Raw genomic sequence first — 19,336 nt, 5'->3', positions numbered from 1 at the left:
GGGGCTCCGTCCTTTGGAACTGGGAGGACGGAGACTGACTGTTTGTATTAGGGGGATTCCATCAGGCGCTTCCGGTAGTGATGTCGGTCTGTTCCGCGTTTCACGAGCCGCCTTGCCGCTGCATGTTGGCGGCGATGCGGCGGGTGGTGTCCACTAGCATGTCGGTCACCGTTTCCTGGCGCAGCAGCTTGAAGTCGTGGGTGGGGCTGACCACGGAGAGGCTGCCGAGGATGCTCTTGTCATCGAGGCTGAGGATGGGCGCGGCGATGCCGGTGAGGTCGATGTCCAGCTCGTCGCGGGTCAGGCAGCAGCCCGGGGGAGGGCGATGCGCCGTTGCCGAATGCCTGTTGGGCCTTGCGCCGCCTGCTGGCCGACGGCGTCTTGTTGCAGAGAGGAGAGACCCGGATGTTGGCTGAAGTGCGTTCCTTCGATGATTCCCAGCAACACGCCGGCTCGATCCTGGGTTGGAACCAGGTCTACGACCAGATGGGGCGGGGCAGCCTGTCCAGCGAGCTGCAGCAGGTGGCCGCCGAGCGCTTCCAGATCTTCCAGGAGACCCTGGACAAGCGGGTGGTGCAGCACGGCTGCGCGCCCCGTGGGCGGCTGTGCATCGCCATGTCGCTGGGGGCGGGGCGCTTCCCGGTGGTGCAGGGCTACGAGGCCGGCCCGCAGAGCGTGCCCTTGCTGCGCGATGGCGAGGAGTTCCTGATGCACGCGCCGGAGGGCATGAGCTTTTTCGCCATCAACATCGACGCCGAGCGTTTCGCCCGCCTGGCGGAGGTCGAGCTGTCCCGCGAGCAGCTCGGTGCCCTGCGCACGCAACCGCAGATGGCCGTCTCCCGCGCGGTGCTGGAGCGGGTACGGAGCCGGGTCCAGCCGCTGTTCAGCGCGCTGGTCAAGGGTGACATCGCCTTGGACAGGGCGTGCGAGGCGCATCTGGAGGAGCAGTTGCTGGAGACCTTCCTCGATCTGTTCATCCATGCGCGGGACACCCCCCGGGAGCGCCGTGGCAATGTCGCCGTGTCGGCCTACCTGGTGCGCAAGTGCCAGGAAATCGCCCTGGCCAACACCGACGAGTTGCCGAGCATCCTCGCGCTCTGCGAGCAACTGCGGGTCAGCCGTCGCACCCTGCAGAGCAGCTTCCAACTGGTGGCGGGCATGCGCCCGGTGGAATACCTGCGCACCCTGCGCCTGAATGCGGTGCGTCGCCGCCTGACCAGCACGCCCGCGAGCGTGCTGAACGTCGGCGAGGCGGCGGCGGAGCAGGGCTTCTATCACCTCAGCCATTTCTCGGCGCGCTACCGCGAGCTGTTTGGCGAGTGCCCCTCGGAAACGCGGCGGCCGCCGTGCTGAGCTGGGATGCCGGCATGTGCCGTCCTCCAGGGAGGTCAACAGCCCGGTGGGTATGGCCTCAACCTGTCTTTCCGTGTCGCTTGTTCGCCTGGCGGAAGGCGTTGGGTGACTGCCCGCTCAGGCGGCGGAAGAAGCGCGAGAAGTAGGTGGGATCGCTGAAGCCCAGGCTGTCGGAGACCTGGGCAATGGTCATGTGGGTGTAGATGAGGCTGCGCCGGGCCTCCAGCAACAGGCGCTGGTGGATGATCTGCAGCGCACTCTGGCCCGCCAGCCGGCGGCACAGGGTGTTGAGGTGGACGCTGGAGAGGTCCAGCCGGTGGGCGAAGGTTTCCACCGTGAGGTGTTCGCGGTAGTGCTGCTCCACCAGCTTGATGTAGCGGCCCAGCAACTGCCGGTTGCGCTCGTCGCGGCCGCTGGGCGGGGTGTTCTGCTGGCGCTGGCGGGTGATCCACACCACCAGCACGTTGACCAGGGACGCCAGCACCAGGTCGCGGGAGGCGGCGCTGCCTTCGTACTCCTTCAGCAGGGCAGCGAACAGCGTGCTGATGTAGCGGCGGTCGCGGCCCACCGGGTAGCAGCCCGAGGAGGCCAGCACCGCCAGTGGTGCGCCCAACTGCTGTTCCAGGCGTTCCACCAGCGGTGCGCCGAGGCTGAGCACGTAGCCTTCGATGTTCTCGGAGAACTGGAAACCGTGGACGCACAGCGGCGGCGTCACCTGGATGGAGGGTTCGTCGACGGGGCTGCGCCGGCCTTCCACCTCCACCACCGCCTGGCCGCGCTGCACGTAGAGCAGTTGGAACAGGTCGGCATGGCGGTGCGGCTTGATCTCCCAGTGGTGCAGGCTGCTGCGCTTGGGAATGGACTCGCAATGCAGCAGGTCGGGGGTCGGCCAGGCCTGGTTCTCGCCGTAGAGCTTGAACACGGGCACGCCGGGGATGCGGTCGGTCATGGAGTGTCTGGCACGGATCAGCGGTGGATGGCTGCCCGATAATCGGACGCTGTTTTCAAAAGTGCAATTCCTGGTACGGAAAACACCCTTCTTTTCCCATTCTTGTCAGCAAAAATGCAGGGGCATCCAAGCCACTCGTTTGCGGTCGCTGCCAGCCATCGGGCCGCAACGCCTCACTGAGAGACAAGAACAATGAAAACCCAGGTTGCCATCATCGGTGCCGGCCCCTCGGGGCTGCTGCTCGGCCAGTTGCTGTACAAGGCCGGTATCGACACCCTCATCATCGAGCGCCAGACCCCCGACTACGTTCTCGGCCGCATCCGTGCCGGCGTGCTGGAACAGGGCACGGTGGACATGCTCCGCGAGGCCGGCGTGAGTGCCCGGATGGACGCCGAGGGGCTGGTGCACGAGGGCGTCGAGCTGGTGGTCGACGGCAAGCGGGTGCCGATCCACCTGAGCGAACTCACCGGCGGCAAGAGCGTGATGGTCTATGGCCAGACCGAGGTCACCCGTGACCTGATGGAGGCCCGCGCCGCCAGCGGTGCGCCGACCGTCTACGGTGCCCGCAACGTGGCGCTGCACGAGCTGAAGGGCGAGCGCCCCTGTGTCACCTTCGAGCACGCCGGCGAGCAGGTCCGGGTCAACTGCGACTACATCGCCGGCTGCGACGGCTTCCACGGTGTGTCGCGCCAGAGCATTCCGGCCGGGGTGCTCACCGAGTACGAGCGCGTGTACCCCTTCGGCTGGCTGGGCCTGCTGTCCGACACCCCGCCGGTTCACCAGGAACTCATCTACGCCCAGCACCCGCGCGGCTTTTCCCTGTGCAGCCAGCGTTCCCTGACCCGCAGCCGCTACTACCTGCAGGTGCCGCTGACGGACACGGTGGAGGACTGGTCCGACGAGCGCTTCTGGACCGAGCTGAAGGCGCGCCTGCCGGAGGAGGTGGCCGAGCGCCTGGTGACCGGCCCGTCCCTGGAGAAGAGCATCGCCCCGCTGCGCAGTTTCGTGGTGGAGCCCATGCAGTACGGCCACCTGTTCCTGGTGGGGGATGCCGCCCACATCGTCCCGCCCACCGGCGCCAAGGGCCTGAACCTGGCGGCGTCCGACGTCTGCTACCTCTACCGCATCCTGGTCAAGGTCTACCGCGAGGGGCGCACCGACCTGCTGGAGAAGTACTCCGAACTGGCCCTGCGCCGGGTCTGGAAGGGCGAGCGCTTCAGTTGGTTCATGACCAACCTGCTGCACGACTTCAACGGCCATCAGGACGCCTGGGACCAGAAGATGCAGCAGGCCGACCGCGAGTACTTCCTCAGCTCCCGGGCGGGGCTGGTGAGCATCGCCGAGAACTATGTGGGCCTGCCTTACGAGCGGGTGGAGTGAGGCCTGCCCGGAAGCTGTGAAAGGCTCCCGGTGGCTCAGGTTGCCGGGGGCTCTTTTATGAGTCGAGTGCCGTTGCGGCGGCGCTCGCCCGCCTAACGCGGCAGCTCGATCCGCTCCTGTTCCCCCGGCACCACCGGCCAGTCGGCCGCTGCCCAGCGCTGGCGGGCCGCGTCGATCAGGGCCGGGTCGCTGGCGACGAAGTTCCAGTTCATCCGCCTCGGGCCGTCCAGGGGGGCGCCGCCGATCATCACCAGGTGCGCTTCGCTGCAGGCGCTGAGGCTGAAGGTTTCGCCCTCGGGGAGCACGGTGAGGCTGTGGCGTTCCAGCGGCTGGTCGTCGAGCAGGGCTTCGCCGTCCAGCAGGTAGAGGGCGCGCTGCGGGTGTTCGTCGGGCAGCAGCAGGGTGGCGCCGGTCTGCAGGCGCAGCTCGGCGTAGAGGGTGGGGCTGGTGACCGGTACGGGGGATTCCAGGCAGAAGCCGTGGCCGGCGATGAGGCGGATGCTCACCCCCAGGCTGTCCTGCTGCGGCAGGCTGGCGGCGGGGTGGTGGCTGTAGCGGGGGGCTCCTTGCTCCTGCTCGCGGGGCAGGGCGAGCCACACCTGCAGGCCGTGCAGGCGCGAGCCGTTGGCGAGCAGCTCGGCCGGGGTGCGCTCGACATGGGCGACGCCGGCGCCGGCGGTCATCCAACTGACGTCACCGGGGCCCACGCGCTGGTCGGAGCCGAGGCTGTCCTTGTGCTGCAGCGTGCCCTCGAACAGGTAGGTGAGGGTGGAGAGGCCGATGTGCGGGTGCTGGCGCACGTTCATGCCCTGCCCAGGGGCGAAGGCGGTGGCGAGCATGTGGTCGAAGAACACGAAGGGGCCGACGCTGCGGCACTGAGCCGAGGGGATCGGCCGGAGGATGGGCAGCCCCGCCACGTCTTCGGGGCGGGGGCGGATCACGAGGGGGCTGGTCATGGGCGGCTCCGGCGGGCTGAGCGGCAAGCATAGCGCCGCGCCGGAGCCGGTGGCGTCACTGGCTGAAGTTGCCTTCGGCCAGGCGCGTTTCGATCTTCACCTCGGCGGTGGTCATCAGCTTGTGGATCGGGCACTTGTCGGCGATGCGCAGCAGGGTGGCGCGCTGCTCGTCGGTGAGGGCGCCGCGCAGGGTCAGCTTCACGCTCACGCCGTAGTGGCCATCCTTCTCGCGGCTGCTGTCGTGGACCACTTCTACGCCCACGCCGGTCAGCGGGATGTCGTGCTGGCGCGCGTAGTAGGTGACGGTCAGCGCCTTGCAGGCGCCGAGGGCGGTGTCGAAGTAGTCATGGGGTTCGGGCGCGCTGCCGTCGCCGCCCAGGGCCCTGGGCATGTCGGTGAACAGCGCGTGGGTCTCGTCGACGCGGATGGCGTGGCGGTAGCCGTCGGCGGATTCGGTGGTGACGGTGATGGTCATCGGCAGTCCTCGGGTGGTGGGCTCATGGAGCACCCGGCGTGCGCACGGGGGCCGTGGTGTTTGGAGCCTGCAAGCGGGCCGGGTGTTCCCGGGATTTTTCATCCGCCCTGGCGCTGTGGGTGCGTGCCGGGTCTGTCGGCGGGTGGTACCAGAGCTCGGCGCGGCCCAGGGGCACCGTGTCGGGCAGGTCGGGGTTCTGCAGTTCGATCACCCGGCGCTGGTCCAGGCGGGCGCGGCGGATGCTGTCGCCGTGGCGGCGTTGGAACAGCCTCTCGAAGCTGCCATCGGCAATGGTCCGCTCCAGCCCGCGCTCGAGGGCGGCCGTGAGGTCGGGGCGCGACTTGGAGGTGAAGAAATAGAGGGCAGTGGGGTAGTGCAGCACCAGGTGCTCGTCGACGGTGAGGTCGAGGCCTTGCTCGCGCGCGCGCCGGGCCTCGACCCAGGCCACAACCACCTCGCGTGGGAAGAGTTCGAAACGTTTGGCCTGGAGCATGCGAAACAGGCCTTCATAGCTCGGCGAGGTGAGTACGGTCAGGCCGTTGGCGCGCAGGATGGCGGTGTCGGGCCAGTCATGGCGCTGGCCGATGCGCAGCGTCTTGAGGTCGTCCAGGCTGGCGATGCTGGCCAGGCTCTGGGCCCGGTCTGCCCGTACCAACGGGACGCGCCAGCCGATCAGGCCTTTGTAGATGGGGATGCGGATGGGGGCGAGCTCCGCCTCGCGCTCGCGGGTGGTCATGGCCCACATCACCTGTAAGGTGCCGTCGTTCTGCTCCAGCGAGTACTGAGCGCGCGACTGCGGCACCGGTTCGAGGCTGCGCTCCAGGCGGTAGTCGACGCCGCTGCGGTCCAGGGCCAGTTGCAGCAGCTCGACCACATACGCCTCCGGGTCGGCGCCATGGGAGTGCTTCGGGTAGACCAGGCGCTCGGCAGCGCCGACGGTGCAGGCAACACAGGCGAGAAGCAGCGGAAGGCAGCGTTTCATGGCGAAAGCTCTCGTGGCAGCTGGGCAAGCATAATCCGTAAATCCGGGCGGATCATTCTCTGAACCCCGCAGGCGAAGCGCGGGTCTACCTTGGCAAGCCCCCTGGAGGACCTGGCCTTGCCCCTGATCCGAACCTGCACGGCCACGCTGCTGGCATGCTGCGCGCTGGTGGCGCAGGCGCGTGACTACCACTACAGCGACGCGCACCTGCACTACGTGGACTTCTTCCAGGAGAGCGACGGCATGCGCCCGCTGCTTGAGGCCATGGACAAGGGCGCCATCGACCACGTGATGATTGCCGGCGTGCCGGTGGCCAAGAAGTGGCACGAGGACGAGCCCAAGCGCCCGCGCTACTACGCCGGTGACGATGCCGGCGCCTACTGGTACAGCGCCACCGACGTGCTGGTGGCCGATGCGGTGAAGCGTCTGCCGGAGCACCAGCGCGGGCGCTTCCACCCCTTTCTCAGCGGCTTCAACCCCAACGACAAGAACGCCGATGCCCACATCCGCCGGATGCTGGAGCTGGACCCGGGGCTGTGGCAGGGCATCGGCGAGGTGTTCACCCGCCACGACGACCTCACCGCCCTGATCGACGGCGACACGCCTCGGGCCAACAACGAGGCCATGGCCCGCGTCTACCACCTGGCCGCCGAATACGACCTGCCGGTGATGTTGCACTCCAACATCACCTCCAAGCGCGAGCGCAACCCGCTGTACCTGGCGGAGCTGGAGGAGCCGCTGCGCAACCACCCCCACGTGCGCTTCATCTGGGCCCACGCCGGCACCAGCAAGGAGATCCACCGCCACCAGACGAAGCTGGACTTCCTCCTGCCGACCCTGGAGCGCCTGCTGGAGAGCTACCCGAACCTCTATGTCGACCTGTCCTGGACGGTGCTGCAGCCCTATCTGCTGAACCGGGACGGCCGCGCCGACCCGCAGTGGGTGGCGCTGGTGAAGCGCTACCCCGAGCGCTTCATGCTCGGCTCCGACGTGGTCGGCCGCTTCGACGGCCTGGGCGAGTACCTGAGCGCCTACGATCCCTTCCTCGACGCACTGCCCGAGGCGGTGGCGCGCCAGGTGGCGCGGGACAACTTCCTCGCCGTGCTGCCACGCTACGTGCGCCCGGCCCGGGGCACGGCCGAATGAGCCGGCCCGGCCCAGGGCGCCTGGGCCGGGCGGGGGGCTCACAGGGTGAGCTGCAGGCGTTTGACCAGGGCGCCGGGGAGCAGCGAAGAGAGGGTCTGGCGTTCGCCGTAGGTGCTGGCGGAGAGGCGCAGTTGGCGTTCGACGGTGAGGGCTTCGAGCTGGTCGCCGAGCAGGTCGAAGAGGCTGTCGTCGAAGCGCATGGTGCTGACCGGTGCCTGGATGCGGCCGTCCTCCACCCAGAAGGTGGCGAAGCGGGTCATGCCGGTGATGCGGGCGGCGGGCAGGTCGGACCAGTTCAGGTACCAGAGGTTGCCGATGTAGAGCCCGGTGCCGAGGGCGGCGAGGGCGTCGGCCTCGGGCAGGGTGCCAGCGTCCATCACCAGGGCCTGGGGACTCTCGTCACCGCTGGCGCCGTTGCCGGGCAGGCCGTATTCACGGGCGCTGCGCGAGCCCACCAGGCGACCGGTGAGGCGGCCCTGCTGGATGAGGGCGACGTCGCTGCGCGGCGAGCCTTCGGCGGTGAAGGCCGGGGACAGGGCGCCGACCACCTGTTCGTGCAGGCCCAGCAGCGGGCTGAAGCGGGCGCCGTCGCCGTCCAGGCGTTGCAGCGGGCTTTCCTTGGTCGCCAGGGCACGGGCGGAGAAGCCGCCCCAGCAGAGCATGCCGGTGATTTCCTCCAGCGCAGCCGGGGCGATGTAGGCGCGGTAGGCACCCGGCGCCAGCACGCGCAGCGGCTTGCCCAGGTGCTCCAGTTGGGCGCGGGCAGCGGCGAAGCGGCGATGGAATTCCTCGTCGTTCCAGCCCTGGCCGGCGTAGTCGGCCTTCACCGCCTGGCCGTTGGCGTGGAACAGGCTGAAGTCGAAGTTGAAGCAGTGGGCGCTGTGCCAGCCGAAGGCGCCCCAGCTGTTGGCGAAGCCCCGATAGAGCGGGCCGGCGGCATAGATGCCGACCAGGTCCAGCCCTTCGGCGGCGGCGCTGATGCAGGGCAGCACGGCGGCCGGGTCGGGCAGCGGCTGGGTGTCGACGTGGCGCCGCTGCCAGGGCGTGCGGTCGGGCATCAGGTAAGGGTCGGGCGGCAACTGGCCGATCACCGCGCGCAGGCGGTCGAGGCCGTCCGCCAGGCGCTGGCGGTCTTCGTCCGGCTGGCCGGAGAGGGTGACGGCCATCTGCGCCTGGCGCTCGGCGGCGATCAGTTGCAGGGTGGCGCCGGCCTGGGACACGTGGCCGGCCTGGCGCACGCGGGCGTGGTTGAAGCGGATGAAGTCGGAGGCCTCGGCGCTGTACCACAGGGTGAAGTCCTCGCCGGGGCGCATGGCCTGGCGCAGGGCGTCGGCGAGGGCGGCGAAGCCGGCTTCGCGGGCGTCGATCTGCACGTTCATCAGGCGGCACCTCCGAATACGTCGACCTGGCTGAACACGCAGGCGGGGGAGGCATGGCCCACCCGCACCACCTGGTTGGGCTCGCCCTTGCCGCAGAAGGGCGTGCCGAGCACTTCGAAGGTGCTGGCATCGCCCACCGCCGCGAGGCTGCGCCAGAAACTGGCGGAGATGCCCCGGTAGTTGGGGTTCTTCACCACGCCCTTGAGCTCGCCGTTCTCGATGAGCTGGCCCCATTCGCAGCCGAACTGGAACTTGTTGCGCGCATCGTCGATGGACCAGGAGCGGTTGGTGGTCATCAGGATGCCGCGCTCGATACCGCCGATCAGTTGATCCAGGCGCTGGTCGCCGGGCTCGATGTTGAGGTTGGCCATGCGGTCGATGGGCGCGCGGTTCCAACTGCAGGCGCGGCTGTTGGCCACGCCCGGCAGGCCGCTGCGTTGCTGCGAGAGGGCGCCGCCGAGGGGCCGCAGGAGCAGGCCCTTGTCGATCAGCAGGGTCTTTTGCGCGGGGCTGCCATCGTCGTCGTGGCCGTAGCTGGCCAGCTCCTCGGGGATGCCCGGGTCGAAGCTGACGTTGAGCAGCGCCGAGCCGTACTGGTAATGACCGAAGTCTTCCTGGCGGATGAAGCTGGTGCCGGCGTAGTTGCGTTCGTCGCCGAGGATACGGTCCAGCTCCAGCGGGTGGCCGATGGATTCGTGGATCTGCAGCATCATCTGCTCGGGCATCAGCAGCAGGTCGCGCGCACCTTCCGGGGTGTTGGGCGCCAGCAGCAACTGCAGCGCCTCGTCGGCCACGCGGGGCGCCGAGCCGCGCAGCCCCAGGCGCTGGATGACCTCGGCGCCGCCCTGTTGGCCGCCGCTGTAGCCGCCGAAGCTGCGGGTCTGGCTGTCGTGGCCGTCGAAGGCGGTGACGCTGGCGCCGGGGTAGACGAATTGCAGCTCCTGCCAGTGCTCGGCGCCGACGCTGTTGAGGTAGAGCTGCTCGTGGCGGTCGACGCTGAGCAGCAGGGTCCAGTTGACCAGGCGCGGGTCGGCGGGCACCGCGGCAGATTCCTCGCGCAGCAGCTCGATGCGCTCGGCGATGCCGGGCAACGGGGTGTCGAGGCCCGGGGAGCGGTACTCGGCGCGGCCCTGGGGCGGTGCGACGCGGGCGTCCACCAGGTTGTACGGGGCGATCAGCCGGGCGCGCGCTTCGGCCAGGTCGAGGGCGCGCTGCAGGCCGGCGGCGCTGAGGTCGCTGGTGGCGGCATAGGCTTCGACGCCGCCGATGCGCACGCTGAGCATGGCGCCCAGGTCGCTGGAGAAGAACGGCGGCTCGGCGACGTTGCGCCTTACCTCGCAGTGCTCGCCGCTCTGGCGGACGATGCGCAGGGCGTGGAAGTCGGCGCGGCTGCGCAGGGTGGAGAACTGCTGCTTGAGTCGTTCGAACACGGGGCACTCTCAGGATGCGGAAAGGCGAGCGCGCATGGTCGCGCGCCGCGCGTGGATGGACAAGAACGGGTACGGAAAGGAGATGTGACATTTGCGCAGCAGGTCGCCAAGGGCCGTCACCGCTCAAGGGCGCGACCTCGCTGGGGTCAGGAATGGGTAAATAGGCGGTAAAGAGGCTTTGCCTGGCCTCGCCGAGTGCTTATCGTGCTCGCTCTCGCACGAACCGACCGCAGAATCATGCCCTCGATCCAAGACCCGCACGCTCGTCCCGCCCGGCGCTGGCCGCTCATCCTCGTCTGTCTGTTCGCCCTGGTGGCGCTGATCTGGTGGCTGTGGCCCGCCGCCTCCGGCCACAAGGCCGAGGAGCCCCGCACCCGTCCGGGAGCGGCCGGAGCGGCCCGCCCGGGCTTCGGCCCGTTCAGCGGCCCGGTGCCGGTGCGCGTGGCCGCCGCCACCCAGGGTGACTTCCCCGTCTACTACAAGGCCCTTGGCACGGTCACCGCGCTGAACACGGTGAACGTCAAGGCCCGCGTCAGCGGCGAGGTGGTCAAACTGGCCTTCGAGGAGGGCCAGCAGGTCAAGGCCGGCGATCTGCTGGCGGTGATCGACCCGCGCCCCTACCAGGTCGCCCTGCAGCAGGCCGAAGGCACGCTGTTGCAGAGCCAGGCCCAGTTGAAGAACGCCGAGATCGACCTGGCCCGCTACCGCGGCCTGTATGCCGAGGACAGCATCGCCAAGCAGACCCTGGACACCCAGGAAGCGCTGGTGGGCCAGTACAAGGGCACGGTCAAGGCCAATCAGGCCGCCGTCGCCGAGGCCAAGCTGAACCTCAGCTTCACCCAGGTGCGCGCGCCGGTGGCCGGCCGCGTCGGCCTGCGCCAGGTGGACCTGGGCAACCAGGTCGGCACCGGCGACACCACGCCGCTGGTGGTGATCACCCAGAACCGCCCCATCAGCGTCACCTTCACCCTGCCGGAGAACCAGTTGCCCGGCGTGGTCAGCCGCTTCCGCAGCGGCCAGGCGATGCCGGTGGAGGCCTGGGACCGGGGCGACACCCTGAAGCAGGCCGAGGGCGTGCTGCAGAGCCTGGACAACCAGATCGACACCACCACCGGTACGCTGAAGTTCAAGGCGCGCTTCGCCAACGACAGCGAGACCCTGTTCCCCAACCAGTTCGTCAACGTGCGCCTGCTGGCCGACACCCTGGCCGAGGCCGTGCTGGTGCCCTCGGCTGCGGTGCAGTTCGGCAGCCAGGGCACCTTCGCCTACGTGCTGGACGGCGAGAAGAAGGTGCGCGTGCAGAAACTCGAGACCGGCCCCAGCGACGGCGAGCTCACGGTGATCCGCAGCGGCCTCAAGGCCGGCGAGCGGGTGGTGCTGGAAGGCACCGACCGCCTGCGCGATGGCAGCGACGTGGAAGTGGTGCACGACAGCGATGCCGTGCCGACCGCGCCGAGCGAGCAACTGCAAGGCGCCGACAAGGGCGAGCAGGGCGGCAAGGCTGAAAAAGGCGTATGAACATCTCCCGCCTGTTCATCCTGCGGCCGGTCGCCACCACGCTGAGCATGCTGGCGATCCTGCTGGCCGGCCTGATCGCCTACCGCCTGCTGCCGGTGTCGGCGCTGCCGGAGGTGGACTACCCGACCATCCGCGTGATGACGCTCTACCCGGGGGCCAGCCCGGACGTGATGACCAGCGCCGTGACCGCGCCGCTGGAGCGCCAGTTCGGGCAGATGCCGGGGCTGGACCAGATGTCCTCCACCAGTTCCGGCGGCGCTTCGGTGATCACCCTGCGCTTCAACCTGGACGTGCAGTTGGACGTGGCCGAGCAGGAAGTGCAGGCGGCCATCAACGCCGCCACCAACCTGTTGCCCAATGACCTGCCGGCACCGCCGGTCTACAACAAGGTCAACCCCGCCGATACCCCGGTGCTGACCGTGGCGGTGATGTCGCGCACCTTGCCGCTGCCGCAGTTGCACACCCTGGTGGATACGCGCATGGCGCAGAAGCTGTCGCAGATCAGCGGCGTCGGCATGGTCAGCATCGCCGGCGGCCAGCGCCAGGCGGTGCGCATCAAGGTCAACCCGGAGGCCCTCGCGGCCAACGGCCTGAACCTCTCCAGCGTGCGTTCGCTGATCACCGCGTCCAACGTCAACCAGCCCAAGGGCAACTTCGACGGCCCGACGCGCACTTCGATGCTGGATGCCAACGACCAACTGAAGTCGGCGGACGAGTACGCCAACCTGATCCTCGCCTACAAGAACGGTGCGGCGCTGCGCCTGAAGGACGTGGCCACCATCGTCGAAGGCGCGGAGAACGAGCGCCTGGCTGCCTGGGCCAACCAGAACCAGGCGGTGCTGCTGAACATCCAGCGCCAGCCCGGCGCCAACGTCATCGAGGTGGTGGACCGCATCCAGGAGCTGCTGCCGAAGATGACCGCCAACCTGCCGGCGGGCCTGGACGTGATGGTGCTGACCGACCGTACCCAGACCATCCGCGCCTCGGTACGCGACGTGCAGCACGAGCTGATGCTGGCCATCGCCCTGGTGGTGATGGTGACCTTCCTGTTCCTGCGCCGGGTCAGCGCGACGCTGATCCCCTCCATCGCCGTGCCGCTGTCCCTGGTGGGCACCTTCGGGGTGATGTACCTGGCCGGCTTCTCGGTGAACAACCTGACGCTGATGGCCCTGACCATCGCCACCGGCTTCGTGGTGGACGACGCCATCGTCATGCTGGAGAACATCGCCCGCCATCTGGAGGAGGGCGCTACGCCGCTGGAGGCCGCGCTCAAGGGCGCCCGGCAGATCGGCTTCACGCTGATCTCCCTGACCTTCTCGCTGATCGCCGTGCTGATCCCGCTGCTGTTCATGGCCGATGTGGTGGGGCGGCTGTTCCGCGAGTTCGCCATCACCCTGGCGGTGGCCATCCTGATCTCCCTGGTGGTGTCACTGACCCTGACGCCGATGATGTGCGCGCGGCTGCTCAAGCCCGAGCCGGAGCCCAAGGACCAGGGCCGTTTCTACCGCGCCAGCGGCGCTTTCATCGACGGCATGATCGAGCGCTATTCCCATGGCCTGCGCTGGGTGTTGCGCCACCAGATGCTGACCCTGCTGGTGGCCCTCGGCACCCTGGCGCTGACCGTGGTGCTTTACCTGGCGGTGCCCAAGGGCTTCTTCCCGGTGCAGGACACCGGCGTCATCCAGGGCATCACCGAGGCGCCGCAGTCGGTGTCGTTCCGCGCCATGGGCGAGCGCCAGCAGCAGGCGGCCGAGGTGATCCTCAAGGACCCGGCGGTGGCCAGCCTGACCTCCTACATCGGCGTCGACGGCGACAACGTCACCCTCAACAGCGGGCGCATGCTGATCAACCTCAAGCCCCACGGTGAGCGCGACGTCACTGCCAGCGAAGTGATCCAGCGCTTGCAGCCGCAACTGGAGCGCCTGGTGGGCATCCGCCTGTACCTGCAGCCGGTGCAGGACCTGACCATCGAGGACCGGGTCAGCCGCACGCAGTTCCAGTTCAGCATGGAGTCCCCGGACGCCGACCTGCTGCGCGAGTGGACCGGCAAGCTGGTGGATGCCTTGCGCCAACAGCCGGAGCTGTCCGACGTGGCCAGCGACCTGCAGGACAAGGGCCTGCAGGTGTATCTGGACATCGACCGCGATATGGCCGGGCGCCTGGGGGTGGAGGTCTCGTCCATCACCGATGCGCTCTACGACGCCTTCGGCCAGCGGCAGATCTCCACCATCTTCACCCAGGCCAGCCAGTACCGCGTGGTGCTGGAGTCCGCCACGGGCGATCGCGTCGGGCCCAAGGCGCTGGAGCAGTTGCGGGTGGCCGGCACCGATGGCGTGCAGGTGCCGCTCGCGGCCCTGGCGCGCATCCAGGAGCGCCAGTCGGCCCTGGTGGTGAACCACATCAGCCAGTTCCCGGCGGTGAACCTCTCCTTCAACCTGGCGCCTGGCGTGGCCCTGGGCGAGGCGGTGCAGGTGATCGAGCGGGTGCAGCAGGAGATCGGCCTGCCGGAAGGCGTCCAGACCCGCTTCCAGGGCGCGGCGGCGGCCTTCGAGGCGTCGCTGTCGAGCACGCTGCTGCTGATCCTGGCGGCGGTGGTGACCATGTACATCGTCCTCGGCGTGCTCTACGAGAGCTACATCCACCCGATCACCATCCTTTCCACGCTGCCCTCGGCGGGTGTTGGCGCCTTGCTGGCGTTGCTGCTGTCGGGCAACGACCTGGGCCTGATCGCCATCATCGGCATCATCCTGCTGATCGGCATCGTCAAGAAGAACGCGATCATGATGATCGACTTCGCCCTGGAGGCCGAGCGCCAGCAGGGCATGGCGCCGGAGGAGGCCATCTACCAGGCGGCGCTGCTGCGCTTCCGGCCGATCCTGATGACCACCCTGGCCGCGCTGTTCGGTGCCGTGCCGCTGATGCTCGCCAGCGGTTCCGGCGCGGAGCTGCGCCAGCCCCTGGGCCTGGTGATGGTGGGCGGCCTGCTGGTGAGCCAGGTGCTGACGCTGTTCACCACGCCGGTCATCTACCTGTTCTTCGATCGCCTCTCGCGGCGCTTCACCGGCCGCAGCGCGGCAGGGGTGGCGGCATGATGCGCCTCTTGCCGGCTGCCCCGGTCGGAGCGACGCCGTGAACCTGTCCGCTCCCTTCATCCGCCGGCCGGTGGCGACCCTGCTGCTGAGCCTGGCGATCATGCTGCTGGGCGGGGTGAGCTTCGGCCTGTTGCCGGTCTCGCCGCTGCCGCAGATGGACTTTCCGGTGATCACCGTGCAGGCCAGCCTGCCCGGTGCCAGCCCGGAGATCATGGCCTCCAGCGTCACCACGCCGCTGGAACGCTCCCTGGGCACGCTCTCGGGCATTACCCAGATGACCAGCCGCACCAGCCAGGGCTCGACGCGGATCGTCATCCAATTCGACCTGGATCGCGACATCAACGGGGCTGCCCGCGAGGTGCAGGCGGCCATCAACGCCTCGCGCAACCTGCTGCCCAGCGGCATGCGCAGCATGCCCACCTACAAGAAGGTCAACCCGTCCCAGGCGCCGATCATGGTGCTGTCACTGACCTCCGACGTGCTGGAGAAGGGTCAGCTTTACGACCTGGCCTCGACCATCCTGGCCCAGAGCCTGGCCCAGGTTCAGGGCGTGGGTGAGGTGCAGATCGGCGGCAGTTCGCTGCCGGCTGTGCGGGTGGAGCTGGAGCCGCAGTTGCTCAACCAGTACGGCATCGCCCTGGACGACGTGCGCAGGACCATCGCCGCTGCCAACCAGCGCCGCCCCAAGGGCGCGGTGGAAGACGCCGAGCGCCACTGGCAGGTGGGCGCCAGCGACCAGTTGGAGAAGGCCGCCGACTATGCGCCGCTGATCCTCCGCTACCAGGATGGCGCGGCCTTGCGTCTGGGCGATGTGGCCAAGGTGCGCGATGCCGTGGAGGACCGCTACAACAGCGGCTTCTTCAATGACCAGGACGCGGTGCTGCTGGTGATCAACCGTCAGGCCGGCGCCAACATCATCGAGACCATCGAGCGCATCAAGACGCAGTTGCCGAGCCTGCAGGCGGTGCTGCCGGCCAGCGTCAAGCTGAACCTGGCCATGGACCGCTCGCCGGTGATCCGGGCGACCCTGCACGAGGCCGAGCGCACCCTGCTGATCGCCGTGGTGCTGGTGATCCTGGTGGTCTACCTGTTCCTCGGCAGCCTGCGCGCGTCGCTGATCCCGGCGCTGGCAGTGCCGGTGTCGCTGGTGGGCACCTTCGCGGTGATGTACCTGTGCGGCTTCTCCCTCAACGTGCTGTCGCTGATGGCGCTGATCCTCGCCGCCGGCCTGGTGGTGGACGACGCCATCGTGGTGCTGGAGAACATCGCCCGGCACATCAATGAGGGCATGCCGCCGTTCAAGGCGGCGCTGCAGGGCACCCGCGAGGTGGGCTTCACCCTGCTGTCGATGAACCTGTCGCTGGTGGTGGTGTTCGTCTCCATCCTGTTCATCGGCGGCATCATCGACCGCATGTTCCGCGAGTTCTCCCTGACCCTGACGGCGGCCATCCTGGTGTCGCTGCTGGTGTCGCTGACGCTGACGCCGATGCTCTGCGCACGCTGGCTCAAGCCCCACGTGCCGGACAAAGACAGCCGCATGCAGCGTTGGAGCGAGGCGATCCACCAGCGCATGACCCGGCTCTACGACGTCAGCCTCGGCTGGGCCCTGCGCCACCCACGCCTGACCCTGGCCAGCCTGCTGGTGACCATCGGCCTCAACGTCGCGCTTTACGTGATCGTGCCCAAGACCTTCATGCCGCAGCAGGACACCGGCCAGTTGATCGGCTTCATCCGCGGTGACGATGGCCTGTCATTCAGCGTGATGCAGCCGAAGATGGAAATCTTCCGCCGCGCGGTGCTCAAGGACCCGGCAGTGGAAAGTGTGGCCGGCTTCATCGGCGGCAGCGGCGGCATCAACAACGCCTTCATGATCGTGCGGCTGAAGCCGATCAAGGAGCGCCAGCTTTCCGCCCAGAAGGTGATCGAGCGCCTGCGCAAGGACATGCCCCGGGTGCCCGGCGGCCGGCTGATGCTGATGGCCGACCAGGACATCATGACCGGCGGCTCCCGCGAGCAGCGCAGCTCCCAGTACGAGTACGTGCTGCAGGCCGGCGAGCTGGCCGACCTGCGCACCTGGCTGCCCAAGGTGACCGACGCGCTGAAGGCGCTGCCGGAGCTGACCGCCATCGACGCGCGGGAAGGCGAGGGCGCCCAGCAGGTGACCCTGAAGGTGGACCGGGACGCAGCCAAGCGCCTGGGCATCGACATGGCGATGGTCACCACGGTGCTCAACAACGCTTACAGCCAGCGGCAGATCTCCACCATCTACGACAGCCTCAACCAATACCGCGTGGTGATGGAGGTGAACCCGAAGTACGCCCAGGACCCATCGACCCTGGAGCAGGTGCAGGTGATCACCACCGACGGCCAGCGCGTGCCGCTCTCGGCCATCGCCCGCTACGAGCGCAGCCTGGAGAACGACCGGGTCAACCACGAGGGCCAGTTCGCCTCGGAGAGCATCTCCTTCGACCTGGCGCCGGGGGTGAGCCTGGACCAGGCCACGGTGGCCATCGAACGGGCCGTGGCGGCCATCGGTATGCCCAGTAGCGTGATCGCGCGCCTGGGCGGCACCGCCGACGCTTTCGCCAGTGCCCAGCAGAACCAGCCGTGGATGATCCTCGCCGCGCTGCTGCTGGTCTACCTGGTGCTGGGCATTCTCTACGAGAGCTACATCCATCCGCTGACCATCCTCTCGACGCTGCCGTCGGCAGGGGTCGGTGCGCTGCTGACCATCCAGTTGCTGGGCGGCGAGTTCAGCCTGATCTCGCTGCTGGGGCTGTTCCTGCTCATCGGCATCGTCAAGAAGAACGCCATCCTGATGATCGACCTGGCGCTGCAACTGGAGCGCGGTGAGGGGCTGGCTCCGGCAGAGTCCATCCACCGCGCCTGCCTGCTGCGCCTGCGGCCGATCCTGATGACCACCCTGGCGGCCATCCTCGGTGCCGTGCCGTTGCTGATCGGCGGGGCGGAGGGCGCGGAGATGCGCCAGCCGCTGGGCGTGACCATCATCGGCGGCCTGGTGTTGAGCCAGGTCCTCACCCTCTACACCACCCCTGTGGTCTACCTGTACCTCGACCGCCTGCGCCATCGCTTCAACCGCTGGCGCGGCGTGCGCACCGACGCTTCGCTGGAGACACCGCTATGAACCCCCATGCCCGCCCTCTGTTCCCGGCCCTGGCCCTGGCGGTCGCCCTGGCCGGTTGCGCCGTGGGCCCCGACTACCAGCGCCCGGATGTGGCTCGCGCCGCCCAGTTCAAGCACGTGGAGGGCTGGAAGGCCGCCGCGCCGGCCGACACCCTGGCCCGTGGCGCCTGGTGGGAGCTGTACAACGACCCGGTGCTGAACGACCTGCAGCAGCGTCTGGAGCGCTCCAACCAGACCCTCGCGCAGTCCGTCGCTCAGTACCGCCAGGCGCAGGCGCTGGCCCGTGGTGCGAGTGCCTCGTTCTTCCCCTCGGTGAACGCCAACGCCAGCAAGACCCGCTCCGGCCAGGGCGGCGGCAGCAGCACCGTTCGGTTGTCCGACGGCTCCACCGTGAGCAGCGGCGGGGGCAGCGGCGCCATCTCCAACAGCTACAGCGCCACCCTGGGGGTGAGCTGGGAGCTGGACCTGTGGGGCAAGCTGCGCCGCCAACTGGAGGCGGACGACGCCAGCCTTCAGGCCAGTGCTGCTGATCTTGCTGCCGTGCGCCTCAGCCAGCAGTCGCAGTTGGCGCAGAGCTACCTGCAGTTGCGGGTGCTCGATGCCCAGAAACGCCTGCTGGACGCCACCGTCGAGGCCTACAAGCGTGCGCTGACGCTCACCGAGAACCAGTTCCGCGCCGGCATCGTCACCCGCGCCGACGTGGCCCAGGCCACCACCCAACTGAGGAGCACCGAGGCCCAGGCCATCGACCTGAAGTACCAGCGCGCGCAACTGGAGAACGCCATCGCGGTGCTGATCGGCGAGCCGCCTTCTGCCTTCAGCCTGGCGGAGGTGGAGGGCATCCCCAACCTGCCGGCGGTCCCGGCCCTGGTGCCGAGCCAGTTGCTGGAGCGCCGTCCCGACGTCGCCTCGGCCGAACGCAAGGTCATGGCCGCCAACGCCCAGATCGGCGTGGCCAAGGCCGCGTACTACCCGAGCCTCAACCTCACCGCCAGTGGCGGCTACCGCACCAGCAGCCTGCACGACTGGATCACCACGCCGAACCGCTTCTGGTCCATCGGCCCCGAGTTCGCCCTCAACCTGTTCGACGGTGGCCGCATTCGCTCCCAGGTGGAACAGGCCGAGGCCGGCTACGACCAGACCGTGGCCAACTACCGGCAGACCGTGCTCACCAGCTTCCGCGAGGTGGAGGACTACCTGGTGCAACTGGCCGTGCTGGAAGAGGAAAGCGGGGTGCAACAGCAGGCGCTGGACGCTGCCCGCGAGGCCCTGCGCCTGGTCAGCAACCAGTACAAGGCCGGTATGCAGGACTACAGCAGCGTGGTCAGCAGCCAGGCCACGGCGCTGTCCAACGAGCGCAGCGTGCTCACCCTCACCGGCAGTCGCCTCACCGCCAGCGTGCAGCTCATCGCGGCCATGGGCGGCGGCTGGGATCGGGCCGGGCTGGAGCAGGTGCAGGCGGACGACGAGAGCCTGCCGACCCGCTAGGGCCTGCGTGCTGTCGGGTGAGCTGGGGCAATCGAGGGCTGCCG

General features: G+C 68.7%; 13 protein-coding genes and 1 pseudogene. 7 read left to right on the top strand and 7 right to left on the bottom strand.

The window, feature by feature from the left end:
- Positions 1-100: 100 nt before the first annotated feature.
- A pseudogene (locus A7D27_RS28660) lies at positions 101-313 on the bottom strand (IclR family transcriptional regulator); the annotation flags it as partial.
- Positions 314-405: 92 nt separating this feature from the next.
- On the opposite strand from A7D27_RS28660, the gene A7D27_RS09490 reads away from it, so the two are divergent.
- The gene (locus tag A7D27_RS09490) at positions 406-1,353 is read left to right on the top strand and encodes a helix-turn-helix domain-containing protein (protein WP_069564707.1); all 948 of its coding nucleotides are present in this window, start codon (positions 406-408) and stop codon (positions 1,351-1,353) included.
- Positions 1,354-1,411: 58 nt separating this feature from the next.
- Here the strand turns inward: A7D27_RS09490 and A7D27_RS09485 are convergent, their stop codons facing one another.
- Complete coding sequence (locus A7D27_RS09485; protein ID WP_069564706.1) at positions 1,412-2,302, bottom strand: helix-turn-helix domain-containing protein; 891 nt, start codon at positions 2,300-2,302, stop codon at positions 1,412-1,414.
- Positions 2,303-2,494: 192 nt separating this feature from the next.
- Here A7D27_RS09485 and pobA point away from each other — a divergent pair, with 192 nt between their 5' ends.
- On the top strand, positions 2,495-3,682 hold the full coding sequence (pobA, locus tag A7D27_RS09480; RefSeq protein WP_069564705.1) for a 4-hydroxybenzoate 3-monooxygenase: 1,188 nt from the start codon (positions 2,495-2,497) through the stop codon (positions 3,680-3,682).
- Between the two features lie 92 nt (positions 3,683-3,774).
- On the opposite strand, the gene A7D27_RS09475 is transcribed toward pobA, so the two are convergent.
- The 3 genes from A7D27_RS09475 to A7D27_RS09465 are packed head-to-tail and all read right to left on the bottom strand — an operon-like array spanning position 3,775 to position 6,095.
- Positions 3,775-4,638, bottom strand: coding sequence for a pirin family protein (locus A7D27_RS09475; protein ID WP_069561497.1), 864 nt, complete (start codon positions 4,636-4,638; stop codon positions 3,775-3,777).
- Positions 4,639-4,693: 55 nt separating this feature from the next.
- On the bottom strand, positions 4,694-5,113 hold the full coding sequence (locus tag A7D27_RS09470; protein ID WP_069564704.1) for an OsmC family protein: 420 nt from the start codon (positions 5,111-5,113) through the stop codon (positions 4,694-4,696).
- Between the two features lie 22 nt (positions 5,114-5,135).
- A complete protein-coding gene (locus A7D27_RS09465; RefSeq protein ID WP_069561495.1) occupies positions 5,136-6,095 on the bottom strand; it encodes an ABC transporter substrate-binding protein in 960 nt (319 codons plus the stop codon).
- 117 nt (positions 6,096-6,212) lie between these two features.
- Here A7D27_RS09465 and A7D27_RS09460 point away from each other — a divergent pair, with 117 nt between their 5' ends.
- Positions 6,213-7,241 (top strand): amidohydrolase family protein, encoded by a 1,029-nt coding sequence (locus A7D27_RS09460; RefSeq protein WP_240919534.1) that lies wholly within the window; start codon positions 6,213-6,215, stop codon positions 7,239-7,241.
- Between the two features lie 38 nt (positions 7,242-7,279).
- Here A7D27_RS09460 and A7D27_RS09455 read toward each other — a convergent pair whose 3' ends face one another.
- A complete protein-coding gene (locus A7D27_RS09455; protein WP_069564703.1) occupies positions 7,280-8,620 on the bottom strand; it encodes a TldD/PmbA family protein in 1,341 nt (446 codons plus the stop codon).
- Positions 8,620-10,050 (bottom strand): TldD/PmbA family protein, encoded by a 1,431-nt coding sequence (locus A7D27_RS09450; protein WP_069564702.1) that lies wholly within the window; start codon positions 10,048-10,050, stop codon positions 8,620-8,622. Before A7D27_RS09450 ends, A7D27_RS09455 begins: the two co-directional genes overlap by 1 nt.
- A gap of 237 nt (positions 10,051-10,287) precedes the next feature.
- Here A7D27_RS09450 and A7D27_RS09445 point away from each other — a divergent pair, with 237 nt between their 5' ends.
- Genes A7D27_RS09445 through A7D27_RS09430 form a run of 4 tightly spaced genes read left to right on the top strand, consistent with a single transcriptional unit; the run spans position 10,288 to position 19,292 of the window.
- A complete protein-coding gene (locus A7D27_RS09445; protein ID WP_083265576.1) occupies positions 10,288-11,568 on the top strand; it encodes an MdtA/MuxA family multidrug efflux RND transporter periplasmic adaptor subunit in 1,281 nt (426 codons plus the stop codon).
- The gene (locus A7D27_RS09440; protein WP_069561491.1) at positions 11,565-14,660 is read left to right on the top strand and encodes an MdtB/MuxB family multidrug efflux RND transporter permease subunit; all 3,096 of its coding nucleotides are present in this window, start codon (positions 11,565-11,567) and stop codon (positions 14,658-14,660) included. The genes A7D27_RS09445 and A7D27_RS09440 overlap by 4 nt, the downstream gene beginning before the upstream one ends.
- Positions 14,661-14,697: 37 nt before the next feature.
- The gene (locus A7D27_RS09435) at positions 14,698-17,805 is read left to right on the top strand and encodes an efflux RND transporter permease subunit (protein WP_069561490.1); all 3,108 of its coding nucleotides are present in this window, start codon (positions 14,698-14,700) and stop codon (positions 17,803-17,805) included.
- Entirely contained in the window at positions 17,802-19,292 is a 1,491-nt protein-coding gene (locus tag A7D27_RS09430) for an efflux transporter outer membrane subunit (protein WP_069561489.1), read from the top strand. Before A7D27_RS09435 ends, A7D27_RS09430 begins: the two co-directional genes overlap by 4 nt.
- The last annotated feature ends 44 nt before the right edge of the window (positions 19,293-19,336 follow it).

The sequence above is a fragment of the Pseudomonas sp. 1D4 genome, assembly GCF_001728925.1.
Classification (GTDB): Bacteria; Pseudomonadota; Gammaproteobacteria; order Pseudomonadales; family Pseudomonadaceae; genus Metapseudomonas; species Metapseudomonas otitidis.
The sequence above is the reverse complement of the archived record's forward strand: the minus strand, read 5'-3'. Positions and strand labels throughout refer to the sequence as shown.